This window comes from Shimia sp. CNT1-13L.2 (genome assembly GCF_024331145.1).
Taxonomy (GTDB): Bacteria; Pseudomonadota; Alphaproteobacteria; order Rhodobacterales; family Rhodobacteraceae; genus Shimia.
In genome coordinates this window covers 1-14,225 of sequence record NZ_JANDJO010000011.1, presented here as the reverse complement: position 1 = coordinate 14,225, position 14,225 = coordinate 1, and the positions used below count along the sequence as shown (strand labels likewise).

Genomic DNA, 14,225 nt, shown 5'->3' with positions numbered 1-14,225 from the left:
GTCAGCCCCGTTTGGGCAGCAGCTGCTGTGCGACGCCTGCGAACAGGAGGTAGACCGAGGTCACCACGAGGCCCCAATGCGCCCAGCTTTCGGGGTGGAAATCGACCCAGGCGGCCCAGCCGGCAAAGAATGTCCAGGCCAGGGCCATCGGCAGTGACAGGAAGCGCCAGCGTTCCGTGCGGACAGGGTGGATGAACTTGAGGGGCAGGAACATCGAGACCGCAAGCGCAGACACAAGAACGAAGGAAATCCAGAAGTTCGGCTCCAGCGCGAAGATGACAAGCACCACCATGTTCCAGCAGCCCGGGAAGCCGGCAAAGGAATTATCCTTTGTTTTCATTCGAGTGTCGGCAAAGTACATGGCGGATGCGAAGGTGATCACGATGATCGAGGCCCATCCGGTCCAGCCGCCCATAAGCCCCGATTTGAACAGGGCAAAGGCAGGAATGAAGACATAGGTCAGGTAGTCGATGATGAGATCGAGCAATACCCCGTCGAACTCCGGTGCGTATTTCTTGACGTGGAAGTGACGCGCCATCGGGCCATCGAACCCGTCCACGATGAAGGCGACAACCAGCCAGAGGAACATGAGATCCCACTTGGCGTCGACGGCGGCGAGCATGGCCAGCATGGCGAAAACGGCGCCGGTTGCGGTAAACAGGTGAACGGACAGGGCACGGGATTGGGGTGTCATTGCGGTGTCATGCCGGAAAACAGCGGGAAGTGCAATGAGATGGCGGTCACATCATGGTGCACCGCCGGATTTGGGGCGTGGTGCAAGCTTTCTGATCGCTGATTGCACGGTTTCCGGCAGGGCGAGGTCTGCGCCTTCGGGGGCGGCGTCGAGGGCCGAGGCGACGTCTTTGACAAGGATGCCAATCGTGTTGTCTTCGGCCCAGCCATCGCGGGCGAATTCGATTTCGTCAAAGCCCGAGGCCAGCCAGTTCTGGCCCGAAGAGGTGTGGATCAGGTTCAGGAGGCGGGTCTCATCAAGGCCAGCGTCGTCGGCCCAGTTCAGGACAAGGCGGGTCATGGCGGTGTGGGAGGCGGCAAGGAGGTTATTGAGCACCTTGGCCTGCATGCCCATGCCGTAGTCGCCCATGCGGTGAAAATGCGCGCCCATGGCATCGAACAGCGGCTGGTGGGCATCGAGCGTCGCGTCGGTGCCGCCGAGCATGAAGGACAGGCGGGATTCTTCTGCGGCGATGGCGGCGCCGGACATGGGGGCATCAATCAGGGTGATGTGGGGTGGGATGCGCGGGCGCAGGTCGCGGATGTAACGCGGTGAGAGGGTCGAGGAGAGGATGATTGTCTTGAGATTGGGCGCGGTTGCGAGATTTTGCGCGCCAAACAGAACGTCCTCGGTTTGCGCAATGTCTCGTACGACGGTGATCAGGATGCGCAGGTCTTGCGAAAATGCATCTAGCGGGCGCATGTGCGGCGAAAGGGCTGCAAAGTCAGAGGCGGGCCGGACGTCATAGCCGAAGGCGTCGAAACCTGCCTTAAGAAGGGATGCCAGCATGGGGGCCCCCATCCGCCCACACCCCGCAACGCCGATACCCGATAGTGTCATGTTTTCCTCCTGCTGTTTGGCCGAAGTCTAGGCGGCTGAAACCCCTGTTGCACGCCGGAAATTTAGTCTGAGGCGAAAGTGGATTTTCTTTCTCGTCTGCGCGACGGAATGGGGCCTTCGAGACGTTCTAGGGGAGGAACAGCGGCACGGAGAGTAAAATGTCTGGTTTGCGTAAATGGGCGACCCCTCTGACGGTTGGCACCTTCCTGATCATGGGGGTGACGGGGGTTCTCATGTTTTTTCACCTCGAGAGCATGTTGAACAAGGTGATCCATGAATGGGCCGGTTGGGCGATGGTGGTGGGTGTTGGTGCGCACCTCGTGTTGAACTGGCGGGCCTTTACCACCTATTTCAAGCGGCCGCTCGCGAAGGGCATCATGGTTTTCTCGGCGCTGCTTCTGGTGGTGTCGTTCCTGCCGACCAATGGCGGCGGCAACCCGATGAAGATGGCCGTTGACAAGATGCAGGACGCCCCCATCGAGGCGGTGATTGCCGTTTCCGGCATGGGGTTGGCGGACGGAATGCAGGCATTGGCCGATGCGGGTGTGGATGTTGCGATGGGCCAGAGCCTGAGCGCGGCCTCCGGGGGCGATCGCGGGGTGCAGATGGCCGCGATGCAGGCCTTGTTTGCCAATTGAGGAAAAGGCCCGGTGGTGTGCCGGGCCTTTTCAGTTACTTCACGATGTGCTCGTCCTTTACGAACATGTTTGCCCAGGCGCGATCTATCAGGTCGGGGGTCATCTGGTAGGGGATGCCCTCGAATTCGCAGATCGAGATCATCTGGTCGATCAGGAAGACCGGCTGGTAGTTTGCGTAGACGTTGTTGATCGTCGGATACTTCTTCTTGAGAAGATGGATCAGCGCGGCCTCATCGAGAGGCATGCCCTTTTTCTTGGCCACAAGCGCAAAGATCTTGAGGAAGTTTTCCTGGCTCGGGCCGTCGATCTTGATCTTGAAGAAGATCCGGCGCAGGGCGGCCTGGTCGAAGATTTCGTTGGGGTGGAAGTTGGTCGAGAAGATCACCAGCGTGTCGAAGGGCACTTCGAATTTTTCACCTGATTGCAGGGCGAGGATGTCCTTGTTTTCTTCCAGCGGCACAATCCAGCGGTTGACCAGCGACTGGGGCGGTTCTTCCTGGCGGCCAAGGTCGTCGACGATGAAGATGCCGCCGGAGGACTTGAGCTGGAGCGGGGCCTGATAGGTGCGGGCGGTCGGGTTGTAGACCAGATCGAGCATCGACAGGGACAATTCACCGCCGGTGATCACGGTGGGGCGGTCGCATTTCACATAGCGGGTGTCAAAGCGGGCGACACGGCGCAGGGAGTTGGGGTTTTGTTCGTCGCCCTCGGCCTTGGAGTGGACGATCGGGTCGTAGACGGTGATGACCTGACCGGCATATTCGATGGCATAGGGGACATAGATCTTGTCGCCCATCGCGTCGCGGATACCGTTCGAGATCGAGGACTTACCGTTGCCCGGCGGGCCGTACATCAGGATCGAACGGCCAGCGCCCACGGCGGGGCCAAGTTGGTCGAGCAGGGTTGGCGGCAGGATCAGGTGGCCCATGGCCGAGGTCAGCTGGTTGCGGGTGATCTGGATGTTGCGGATCGACTGGCGTTTAACCTGTTCGCGGTAGACATCGAGCGGCACCGGCATCGCGCCGTAGTATTCGGATTGCGACAGGGCATCGAGGGCGCGGGATTTGCCTGCGTCGGTAAGCTGGTAGCCCATCTCGTTGCCGCTGTTGGCGTTGAGTGTGCCGGTGGCTTCGAGCAGGCGTTGCTCACGTGCCATATCGACCAGTTCCTGCGTGACCGAGGACGGCAGGCAGATTGCCTTGGCGATGTCGGTCACCATGTCGACGTTCTTGCGGAACATGGTCTTGAGCAGGATGTCCCGCATCATGACGATAGGGAGCTGCATCTCGGTAAGGGTGCGCGGCGGCGGGGGCGGCGTCACGTTCGAGGTAGGGGCCATGTTAGCGTTGGTTTGCACGTTCATCGGTATGACCTCGCAAAAAGGCGTTTTGTTTTGCGGGGATACGTGAGGACACAGGACTCCCGCCGGATTCGAGAGTCATTTAACCGGGGAAAGGTGGCGATTTTCGGGCCGAGGTCAGGCGCCGAAGAGAATTCCGAGACCGAGGTAGAGCGCAAGCGTGCCGCCAAGGGCGAGGCCCATCGGGAAATCCCAGCCCTGATCCCAGCTTTCCCAATCGGGTACGAGGCGCCGGATCGGGGAGTGTTTGGCGATGCGGTGGGTTGTCCATGCGGCCAGCAGGTTTGCGGTGAAGAGACCGATCAGAAGGTGCAGATCGCCAAGGAAGACAAAGGGCGCGGCGGCGGCGGCGAATTTCGCGTCCCCCGCACCGACAGCTCCGCCGGCGTTCAGAACCATGCCCACCAGAAGGATCACGATGACATGCACCAGTTGCCAGCCATAGATCGGCAGGGGAAGGGCGATCAGACCCACCACGAGGTAGACGGCAAGCAGGATCAGAACCGACTTGTTGGGAATGCGCATGGAGCGCATGTCAGACCATGCGACGTAGAAGCAGATCGGCAGCACGAAAGGCATGAACCAGAGGGCCGCCGAAGAGGGGATCTGCATCTCCATGTGGGCCGCAATCAGCTTTCTTCGAGAGCGCGCAGCGAACGGACGGCTGCTTCGAAGTGTTGCGGGTGCGTGTCGATGGCCTCACGCAGGAGGGCCTTGCCGGTCTTGGTGTCGTTCTGCTTGATCGCCGAGAGAGCGAGCGTGTGCAGGAGTTGGGCGCGTTCGGTCTGGTCCATCGGGAAGATGGGCAGGGTGTATTTGCGCTGGGCACCCCGGGCGAGAACCATGTTGTTCTTGGCCGTGAACAGGGACGCGTCCTGACGGATGGCTTCACCGAACAGGCGCTCGGCCTCGGAATAGTCGCCGCGGGTCAGCTTGGAATAGCCCCAGTTGTTCATCACGCCCGCGGGGCGGGTGGTGAGGCCAATGGCGGTTTCATAGTAGCTGTCGGCCTTGTTCCACTCTTTGTTGGAGTCGGCGATCATGGCCTCGAGGCGATAGCGTTTGAAGGTTTCATGCGTCGGCGGGATCGAGTCGAGCTGCTTTTCGGCATCTTCCCATTGTCCGGCCCGGATCAGGGCATCTGCAAGATCGACACCGTCCACGTTGGTCGCGTCGGGGTGTTTCACGACGTTCTGCCATGCGCTGACACCTTCGGTGTAGCGCCGCGCCCGGATCAGCGAGATAGCGAGGCCGCGACGGATGTCGATGCGGTTGGGATTGTCCGACAGCGTGCGCTGGAAGTAGGCGACGGCCTCATTCGGGTCAGCCACGGTCAGCATCACATCGGAGAGATTGGCTTCGTCCAGAGCGTTTACGTTCTGGAACGTCCGGTCAACGGAGCCATCGTTATTGCCTGCACAGCCCGAAAGGGCGAACGCACCTGCCACACACAGGGGTACGAGAAAAAAGTGGCGCATTTTTGCGTCCTCTTACTGCTCTTGCCTTTTATGGTGTCTGCCGGATTACGTAATCGCTTCTGCCCCGACGCACCAATTTGAATTCTTGTTGTTCGTCATCATAGGACGGATTTTCCATTTTTGCGAGGCTTAAGCGCAAATTATCGCGAATTGAGTCACTTTGGCCATTGTCGAGCGCGTAGGCCTTGCGGAAGACCTGAACCGCTTCGGGGGTTCTGTCGGTTTCCAGCAGCACAACACCCAGATTATTAAGGGCATCCGGGCGGTCGGGGTTCTTCTTGAGAACGTCGCGGAATTGCTCTTCGGCCTGTCCGAGACGGCCTAGGCCAAGGTTGGCGGCACCGATGGAGGTGAGAACATCCGGGGTCAGCCCGTGTTCGCCTGCGGCGCGGATATAGGCCTCGAGGGCGAGTTCGTATTCACCTGCCTCCATGAGGCGGTCGCCGACGATCAGGCCGTCAACGGCCTGTTTGTTATAGTCCACGCCGGGTGCGAAGGGGCCGTTGGAAGATGCACCAAGGCCGCCCGTGTTGCAGGCGGCCAGGAACAGGACCAGAGCCAGGGGCGCAAAGCGCGCAGATGTCATCATCGGGGTGCGGGTCTTTTATTGTCCAAGTTGCGTGATGCCGTGCACCGATGGACCCACAAGGATGATCAGCAGCGGCGGCACCGTCAGCATCATAGTGGCAAGGGTCATCTTGGTTGGCAACTTGTTTGCCTTTTCCTCGGCGCGCATCACGCGTTTGTCCCGCATCTCCCCCGCATAGACGCGCAGGGCGTCGGCGATCGAGGTACCGAAGCTGGTGGATTGCACCAGAACGGTCACGAAGGACGAGACATCCTGAACGCCACAGCGTTCGCCCATGTCGTTGAGAACGGCGGACTTGTCTTTACCGGCCTTCATCTCGTAGGAAACGATTTCGAATTCGTCGGCCAGCGAGGGGTAGGAGGCACGCAGTTCGCGGGCAACCCGGATGATCGACTGGTCGAGCGACTGACCCGCTTCGACGCAGACGAGCATCATGTCGAGCGCGTCCGGAAAACCGGAGGTGATTTCCTCTTTGCGGGCCTCAACGCGGCGGGTGACCCAGTATTTGGGCAGGAAGTAACCAACGGCACCGGGGCCGAGGATATACATCAGCGTGTCTTGCGTGCTTTCCGCTTCGCCACCAAGGGCCACCATAAAATAGGCGAGACCAAGCACCAGACCGCCAATGCCAAGCGCCATCTGGGCGAGGTGGAAGGCGCGCACGGCATCGCGGGAATGATAGCCCGCCTGCAACAGCTTGAGGCGCAGGTTCGACAGTTCTTCTTCGTTCTGCGGTTCAAGGAAGGCCTTGTACTTGGCAAGTTTTTCCGTGCTCGAACCGCGGCGCAGGCGTTCCTGTTTGCCGTTCTTGGAACCGGTACGCTCTGACTGGCTGCGCTTGAGTTTGTCGATGGGATCGTCTTTGGCCTTCAGCATCATGGCCAGGGTCGCCAGAACCATGACGACGCCAAGTCCGCCAACCAGGATCAGGGGGCCGAAGGGGCCAAGTGCGTCTGTGAGGAATTGCATGGGATTCTCCGATCAGACTTTGATGTTCGTCAGGATGCGCATGACGAAGAGGTTGAGGGCGAGGAAGACACCAACCGTGATACAGGCCGGGATGAACAGCGAGTGGTCGCGGACCTCGTCATAATAATGCGGGTCGGTCAGGTTGATGAAGATCAGTGCCGCGACCGGGAAGCCCGAGAGGAACTTGCCCGACCATTTGGCTTCGGCAGTGATGGCCTTCACGCGGCGGAACAGGCGGAAGCGATCACGGATCACCTTGGACAGGCCCGCGAGGATTTCGGCGAGGTTACCACCTGATTGCTGCTGGATCGTCACCGCAACGGCGAGGAAGCGCATGTCCTGCATATCGAGACGTTCTGCCATATCCTTGAGGGCTTCGCCGATGTCGCGGCCATAGGCGCTTTCATCCGCGATGACACCGAATTCGGTTGCCAGCGGGTCTTCGACCTCGCGGGATACGATCTGGATCGCCGAGGAAAACGGGTGGCCTACGCGCAGCGAGCGCACCATGAGTTCGATGGCGTCGGGCAGTTGTTCCTCGATCATCGACATGCGTTTGCCGGCCTTCATGCTGACCCAGGTGTAGATGCCGCCGACGCCCATCATGACAGAGATCACGATGTTGGTGACAAGACCGCTGCTGGTGCCGACGGACAGGGCCGCGAAAGAGCCGATGGACAGGCCCACCATCATCATGATGAGTTGTTTCGGGGTGAAGGCGATGGCCGCCTTCTGGGCCTTGGAGGCCAGCATTGAATAAAGCGGGACCGAGCGCACTTTGCCGTGCTGCTGCATTTCCTTGCGCAGCTGTTCGAGAACCTCGTCGCGGCGCTGGCCCTTGTCGAGCATTTCGAGGCGGCGGTTCACACGGCTGTTCAGGCTGATCGAACGGCCAAAAACAGTTAGGTAGACCCCTTCGACGAGGACAACCACGCCGATGAAGATCATGCCGTAGATCAGGAGTTCCGGAGAAAATGGCATGTCTGGTTACCCCGCTGTCGGTTCGTAGATGGACGGTGGCAGGTCATAGCCCCAGAGGCGGAAACGCTCGGAGAAGTGGCTGCGGACACCGGTGGCGGTGAAGTGGCCCATGATCTTGTTTTCCGGCCCCAGACCCGTGCGCTGGAAGCGGAAGACTTCCTGCATCGAGATGACGTCGCCTTCCATGCCGGTGATCTCGGTGATCGAGGTCATGCGGCGCGAACCGTCCTGAAGGCGCGAGGCCTGAACGATGAGGTTCACAGCCGAGGAGATCTGCGAGCGCACGGCCTTGATCGGCATTTCGATGCCGGCCATCGCGATCATGTTCTCGAGACGGGCGATGCCGTCACGCGGGTTGTTGGCGTGGATGGTGGTCATCGATCCGTCGTGGCCGGTGTTCATGGCCTGCAACATGTCGATCACTTCCTCGCCGCGGGTCTCGCCCACGATGATGCGGTCAGGGCGCATCCGCAGGGCGTTTTTCAGACAGTCGCGCGGAGAGACTTCACCCTTGCCCTCGACGTTGGGCGGGCGGCTTTCCATGCGGCCGACGTGGATCTGTTGCAGTTGAAGTTCGGCGGTGTCCTCGATGGTGAGGATACGCTCGCTGTTGTCGATGAAGGACGAGAGCGCATTGAGCGTCGTTGTCTTACCCGAACCGGTCCCGCCAGAGACGATAACGTTCAGTCGAGTGGAGACAGCGGCTTGTAGATATGCAGCCATTTCTTCCGAGAATGCCCCAAAATTCACAAGGTCGTCGATGCCAAGCTTGTCTTTTTTGAACTTCCGGATGGAAACAAGGCTTCCATCCACCGCAATCGGCGGCACCATGGCGTTGAAACGTGAGCCATCCTGGAGACGGGCGTCGACGTAAGGATTGGATTCATCGACGCGGCGGCCAACTGCGGAGACGATTTTGTCAATGATGCGAAGGAGGTGCTTCTCATCTTTGAAGTTTGTGTCGCTTAGTTGCAGCTTACCATTGCGTTCGACGAAGATCTGATGCGGTCCGTTGATCAGGATATCCGAGATCGTCTCATCTTTGAGCAGCGGTTCAAGCGGGCCAAGACCGGTGACCTCATCAAAGAGTTCCTGGTTCAGGGTGACCCGTTCTTCGCGGTTCAGGACGATGGCACGTTCCTGAAGAACTTCGCTGGCGATCGCGTTGATCTCGTGGCGCAAATCCTGTTCCGAGGCGCTTTCCAGAGCCGAGAGATTCAGGTTGTTCAGGAGTTCCTTGTGAAGCTCAAGCTTGATCTCGCCAAGACGTTCCTTGCGCTTGCGTTCCTTGTCAGCAGGGGCTGCCATGGCCGAGGCACGCGGCGCCGGTTTGCGCATGACGACCTTGGGGGCCGCCTCTTCCGGTGCGGGGGCAGCAGCGGCGGCTGCGGCGGCAGCGGCAGGGGCTGCCTTGGCGGCAGGGGTCGCGGCTTCTTTTTTGTAACGTGAAAACATCTTGTCCCCCTATTCTCAAGCGGCCTTGGGATCGGATTGATCCAGGTCGTGCAGGTTGCCTGCAAGTTTCGCGATTTCCTTGCGCAGCGGATTTTTGGGTGCCGAAATGCCCAGCGGCTGACCGTGGTCGCCGCCCTGCATCACCTGACGTCCGCCGTCCGGCAGTTGGATGTCGATCGAGATTGACAGGCTGTCGGCGAGACGCTTCACGCGCGACTTGCCTGCAAGGTCGGTGAATTTCGGTGCGCGGTTCAGGACGTAGCGCAGTTTCTCGTGCGGCAGTTCCTCGGCTTGCAGCGCGCGCTTGAGGCGCATCGCGTTCTGGGCCGAGCGCATGTCGATTTCCATCGTGGCAAAGTAGACGTGGGCGGCGTTCAGCACCGCTTCGGACCACTGCACGAGGGTCTTGGGCATGTCGACGATCACATAGTCATAGTGACGGCGCGCCGTTTCGAGAATGCGCTCGATGTCTTCGCTGGTGACAAGGTCCAGCGGGATGATGTCGGGCGGAGCGGTCAGGACGCTGAGCTTGTCCTCGTAGGATTGCAGCGCCTGGGCAAAGCTTTCGCTGTCCATGCTTTCGGTGTCGGTGATCTGTTCGAACACCGCCTCGCGACGGGGTAGGTCAAGGTAGGTCGACATCGATCCGAACTGGAAGTCAAAGTCGATCAGGCAGACGCTTGGGGACTCCTGTTTGGAAACAGTCGCCAGTTCCCAGCCGAGGTTGACGGCAAGGGTGGTGGCGCCGGTGCCACCGGCAAGACCGTGCACAGCGATTAGCACGCCTTCCTTGGAATAGCCGGTGTTGTTCAGGGCGACGCCCTGCGATTCCGTCTGAATTGATGCCGGGGCCGCGGGTGCCGGTTCGGGGTTGCGGATGCGCTCGATGGCTTCCTGCAATTCGCCGGACGGGGGCGGGTAGGGGATGAACTCGTCTGCCCCGTGGCGCAGCAGCTTGTGCAGGGATGCCGGAGTGACGTCTTCGGCGATCAGGATCACGCGAATGCCGTTCTTTTTGGCCGAGGAGATCACTTCCATCAATTGCGGCAGGTTTGCCTCGTCCAGATCGTCGATGGCCAGGGCAATGAACTCAAGCGTGGCGGCGTCGGGCTGGCTGAAGAACTGCAGGGCATCGACGAAACCGAGGTCACCCCACTGCTCGCCGAGGGCCTCTTCCATGTCGACGATCAGAAGTTCGAAATTCTGCACATCCCGGCATACGGTGCATGCCAGAATCGCGTTCGGGTCCATTTGCGTCGTCTGTTCACTCGTCATTTCAGCCTCAGCCTCTGTTATTTCCTCCGTTCTGGGCCGCTGTCGCGTGGCAAGAACACGCCACGGCAAGAAGACCCCGAAGGAGATGCGCCGACTCGGGCCGGACGCACTTGTGCCTTTGGGATGAATGTCGCTGTGAAGTTGGGCAAGATTTGGGCCAAAAAGCTAAAATTGTGCGGTATCTCGCAACGATCAGCTTTTTGGCCCGAAGGGAATTATTCCGCTTCCTTGGCGTTTTCGACGCCGGTCAGAACAGTCTGAGACTGCGCGCTGGTGATGTAATCACGGTAGATGATTTGGGCATATTTGCCGTCCAGAACGCTGGGATGGCTTTGAACAAAGCCCGACACTTCGGTCACGGTGCGGCGGTTGCGGCGCTCGCGGCCCTGGGTCACGATCAGAGGTTGTGTTTCCCCATGGGAAACAACCGCTTCGAGGCGATCGCGGCCAATTCCCTGCGAGGCAAGGTAGGAGACCACCGCGCGGGCGCGGCGCATGCCAAGACGTTTGTTGTAGGCATTGGAGCCGACGGCGTCGGTGTGGCCATAAACGCGGAAGCGCACTTCGGGGAACTGGCGGATCCAGCCGGCCTGCTGGCGCAGGATGGCACGGGCATCGCCATCAAGCTGGGCGCTGTCGAATTCGAAGGTGACTGTCGGGGTGACCTCGTCGGCAAAGCGGTTGGCGAGGTTGATGGTGTACTGGATCTCGCCCGAGTGAATGCCGGTATTATTGGCGGTGGCATAGCCGAAGTTGCCGGCATCCAGCTCGCGTCCGGCCTCGGGATAGTTATCCCAGCTACATGCAGTCAGCGCGATGAGCGAAACGGTGGCAAATACGTGTTTCATGTCAGCCGTTCCTTAATCCATCACGTAGCCGTAGGAGCCGGAGAAGTCCTGTTTGGCAACTTCACCTGCCGCGCCCTTCGGGGGGCGTTTGTCCTTGGCGATCTTGCCAAAGAGGAAGAGATCACGCTCACTTGGCGGTTTCACCCGGTCGGTCGGGAGGACAAGGGCCTCGCCGCTGGTCGGGGTGACAAGGTGCGCTGTGATCACGATGACCAGTTCCGATTGCGAACGTTGGTAATCGGCGCTGCGGAAGAGGGCGCCAAGGACTGGAATGTCACCCAGCCACGGAACCTGTGCGTTGTTGTCGGTGAAGTCGTCCTGCAAGAGGCCCGCGATGGCGAAGCTCTGGCCATCGCGCAGTTCCACGGTGCTTGAGGTTTCACGACGGCGGAAGGCGTCAATCGTGAAATTGTTGTTGATTGTCAGGCTGTTGGTCGTGTCGATCGAAGAGACGGCGGCATTCAGTTCGAGGTTGATCAGGTCACCATCGACAACGCGAGGAATGAAGTTCAGTTCCACACCGAAGGGTTTGAATTCGACGGTGATGTTGCCGCTGTCCTGGGCCACGGGCACCGGGTATTCGCCACCCGCGAGGAACTTGGCTTCCTGTCCCGAAAGGGCGGTGAGGTTGGGTTCTGCGAGGGTACGGACGACGCCTTTGCGTTCGAGGGCTTCCAAAAGAAGGCCAACTTGAACCGATCCAAGGCCAACGTTGATGGCCGCAGCGCCGATGGTGTCGTTGTCAACCAGGATGCCGGAGTTCGAGTTGGTGGAATCTGTGCCCTGAAGCAACCACGTGCCAGTGCCTGCCTGCACGTCACCGCTGCTGATCGAGACCGAGGAACTCAGCGATTTAGCAACAGAACGCTGCATTTCGGCGAAGCGGACCTTGAGCATGACCTGTTGCACGCCGCCGACGCTCATCAGGTTGGATACGCGTTCCGGGGCATAGCGTTGTGCGAGGTCAAGGGCGCGTTGAAGGCGTTGGGCGCTGCTGACCGTGCCGGAAAGGACGATGCCGTCATTGGCGGTGCGCACTTCGATCTTTTCATTGGGCAGGATCTGGCGCAGGCGTTCCTTGAATTCCGTGATGTCGGGAGAGACCCGCACCTCGACGTTGGTGATCAGCCGGCCGCTGCCATCCAGAAGGGTCAGCGTTGTCGACCCCGGTGCCTTGCCCAGCACATAGATCGTGCGATCCGAGAGCGAGGAGATATCGGCGATGGTGGGGTTGGCGATGGAGAGTTCCGCGAAGGGGACATCACTTTCGACAACCACGGCGCGGTTCATGGGAACCCCGAGCACCGATTCCGTTCCGTTGCGAACAACACGAAGAGCCTCGGCCTGAGCCAAGGAGGGCAGGGTTACACCTGCACTGACGGTCAGACCCAGAAGGGCCGCGCCAAGAATACTACGAATTTTCATGTGACCTGCCTTTTTGATCACGCCTCAACTGCGGATCTTTTGCCCGCTCTTTGGGGTACTGTGCGCCAAAACCGGATTTTTTGCAAGAATCAATGGTTTCGGGCGGAAACATGATGTGGGGTCGTTGCAACAACGCAAGGGCATGCAAGAAGGGCCGCACGAGGCGGCCCTTGGTAAGGTGCTGATTTTGCGTCAGTTTGTGCAAGGGATCGGGATATAGACCACCTCGGCGCCGCGACGGGTGCGGATGGTGCATTCCTCTTCTTCTTCCTCGATATCCTGTGCGACCTCGACCTTTTCCTCGATGCCAAGCAGCACACGTTGGTTCACTTCGATGGCCGAGGCGACGGTGTCGTCCTTCGCGCCGACAAGCGATAGGGAGAGATCGCCGGTCGATTGGGCCTGTGCCAGGGCCGCCACCTGATGCGGTTTGACAGCGACGGTCACGGTGCGGGCGACATTGCCGGATTCGAGATCCTGGTTCGCGGTCTGGTCGATGGCGATCAGGTCGATATTGGCCTGGATCAGCTTGGTGAATTCGTCATTGCCAAGTTCCGCGCCGGAGCCTTTTACGCGACCTGTCCAGTAGACATCGACGCGATCTCCGGGGCGCAGGAAGCCGGCAACGCCAGAGGTGACATCCACCTTGATGGCAAAGGCGCGCATGCCCTTTTCAAGGCGCGAGGTCAGACCTGCTTCTTCGCCGGGTTTGGTGACTTTTACCGCAAGGATGGCTTCCATCGGTTCCATGGTGCGCAGGACAACGCGTTTGCGATCATCGTTTTCGGGGAACAGCGACTCTTTCGTGGTGAAGATGCCTTCGGGCAGGGCGCCCTTGGGGTATTTCACCATCTGGACGTCTTCCGCGAGCAGCTCTTCGCCGTATTTGATGGCGCGTTTCATCACGAAAACATCGACGGTTTCGATCTCGGGGCGACGCGTGGCGCGTTCCTGTGCCAAGGCGGATTGATAGCCCTGGATATAGTTCTGGGCCATGTAGACGGCAAAGCCGGCAAGGCCGAGGCCGACGACCAGTACCAGACCAAATATCACACGCATTGCGGTTTCCTCTCGATTTCAGTGCCGCGCGTTTTGCGGGAACACTTTTCCAAGGATGACTCTGTCAGGGGAATGTGGCGAAAACGGGGAAGCTTGGCGAAGCTTTGAGGGCGTTTTCCCAAGGGGGACATGGGCCAAAAGCGGAAAACCGCGCTGACGCGCGGTGTTTCTTGGGGCCCTGTTTGTTTAGTTGCCGCTTGCAGCAATTGCTGTCGCGGCGGATGAGGCGAGTGTTTCCGTGTTGGTCGTGATCAGGGTGGTGACCGCGATACCAAGCGAAACAACGCCGGCCGTGATGACAACCCAATCGACGGTAACAGCACCTTTGTCGTCGTCGGAGAATTTTCTAAGGAAACGCTTCATCGTTTCTCTCCCATCTACTTTGCAATCACTCTGCGCGCCCGTTGTGCCAGATTCTTCTGCCTGTTTTGCGCTACTCGTCCCACCTCACGCAGTGGGGCCGCGCCGGCCAAGCGGCGCGGCCCCAACTGAATTTCTAGCTATGTGTCGGCTTATTTGCCGACTTCACCGCTGATCTGGGTCGCGGCTTGTGCGGCCAGGGTGTTGGTGTTGGT

At 59.7% G+C, this 14,225-nt stretch carries 15 protein-coding genes; 1 reads left to right on the top strand and 14 read right to left on the bottom strand.

All coding sequences use genetic code 11. From position 1 onward, the window contains the following. Position 1 precedes the first annotated feature (1 nt). Positions 2-694 carry a phosphatidylcholine/phosphatidylserine synthase gene (locus NNA36_RS17375; RefSeq protein ID WP_255109370.1) on the bottom strand — a complete coding sequence of 231 codons (693 nt, stop codon included), beginning with the start codon at positions 692-694 and terminating at the stop codon, positions 2-4. Between the two features lie 51 nt (positions 695-745). Continuing rightward, positions 746-1,573: an NAD(P)-dependent oxidoreductase gene (locus tag NNA36_RS17370; RefSeq protein WP_255109368.1), complete on the bottom strand. Its 828-nt coding sequence runs from the start codon at positions 1,571-1,573 to the stop codon at positions 746-748. 158 nt (positions 1,574-1,731) lie between these two features. Here NNA36_RS17370 and NNA36_RS17365 point away from each other — a divergent pair, with 158 nt between their 5' ends. Then, positions 1,732-2,211 carry a DUF4405 domain-containing protein gene (locus NNA36_RS17365; RefSeq protein WP_255109366.1) on the top strand — a complete coding sequence of 160 codons (480 nt, stop codon included), beginning with the start codon at positions 1,732-1,734 and terminating at the stop codon, positions 2,209-2,211. A gap of 34 nt (positions 2,212-2,245) precedes the next feature. Here the strand turns inward: NNA36_RS17365 and NNA36_RS17360 are convergent, their stop codons facing one another. The 12 genes from NNA36_RS17360 to NNA36_RS17305 form a co-directional block, all read right to left on the bottom strand. After that, positions 2,246-3,574: an ATPase gene (locus tag NNA36_RS17360; protein WP_255109364.1), complete on the bottom strand. Its 1,329-nt coding sequence runs from the start codon at positions 3,572-3,574 to the stop codon at positions 2,246-2,248. Between the two features lie 114 nt (positions 3,575-3,688). Beyond that, positions 3,689-4,189: a prepilin peptidase gene (locus tag NNA36_RS17355; protein WP_353339642.1), complete on the bottom strand. Its 501-nt coding sequence runs from the start codon at positions 4,187-4,189 to the stop codon at positions 3,689-3,691. 11 nt (positions 4,190-4,200) lie between these two features. Continuing rightward, complete coding sequence (locus tag NNA36_RS17350) at positions 4,201-5,049, bottom strand: lipopolysaccharide assembly protein LapB (RefSeq protein WP_255109362.1); 849 nt, start codon at positions 5,047-5,049, stop codon at positions 4,201-4,203. A gap of 28 nt (positions 5,050-5,077) precedes the next feature. Then, positions 5,078-5,638 carry a tetratricopeptide repeat protein gene (locus tag NNA36_RS17345; protein ID WP_369681687.1) on the bottom strand — a complete coding sequence of 187 codons (561 nt, stop codon included), beginning with the start codon at positions 5,636-5,638 and terminating at the stop codon, positions 5,078-5,080. 15 nt (positions 5,639-5,653) lie between these two features. Then, positions 5,654-6,607, bottom strand: coding sequence for a type II secretion system F family protein (locus NNA36_RS17340; protein ID WP_255109360.1), 954 nt, complete (start codon positions 6,605-6,607; stop codon positions 5,654-5,656). Between the two features lie 12 nt (positions 6,608-6,619). Continuing rightward, entirely contained in the window at positions 6,620-7,588 is a 969-nt protein-coding gene (locus tag NNA36_RS17335) for a type II secretion system F family protein (RefSeq protein ID WP_255109358.1), read from the bottom strand. A gap of 6 nt (positions 7,589-7,594) precedes the next feature. Next, complete coding sequence (locus NNA36_RS17330; protein ID WP_255109357.1) at positions 7,595-9,043, bottom strand: CpaF family protein; 1,449 nt, start codon at positions 9,041-9,043, stop codon at positions 7,595-7,597. 15 nt (positions 9,044-9,058) lie between these two features. Beyond that, complete coding sequence (locus NNA36_RS17325) at positions 9,059-10,318, bottom strand: AAA family ATPase (RefSeq protein WP_255109356.1); 1,260 nt, start codon at positions 10,316-10,318, stop codon at positions 9,059-9,061. Between the two features lie 215 nt (positions 10,319-10,533). Further along, complete coding sequence (locus NNA36_RS17320) at positions 10,534-11,166, bottom strand: OmpA family protein (RefSeq protein WP_255109355.1); 633 nt, start codon at positions 11,164-11,166, stop codon at positions 10,534-10,536. A gap of 12 nt (positions 11,167-11,178) precedes the next feature. Then, positions 11,179-12,591, bottom strand: coding sequence for a type II and III secretion system protein family protein (locus NNA36_RS17315; RefSeq protein WP_255109354.1), 1,413 nt, complete (start codon positions 12,589-12,591; stop codon positions 11,179-11,181). 192 nt (positions 12,592-12,783) lie between these two features. Further along, positions 12,784-13,650 (bottom strand): Flp pilus assembly protein CpaB, encoded by an 867-nt coding sequence (cpaB, locus tag NNA36_RS17310; RefSeq protein WP_255109353.1) that lies wholly within the window; start codon positions 13,648-13,650, stop codon positions 12,784-12,786. A gap of 186 nt (positions 13,651-13,836) precedes the next feature. Continuing rightward, a complete protein-coding gene (locus NNA36_RS17305) occupies positions 13,837-14,013 on the bottom strand; it encodes a hypothetical protein (RefSeq protein ID WP_255109352.1) in 177 nt (58 codons plus the stop codon). Positions 14,014-14,225: the final 212 nt, after the last annotated feature.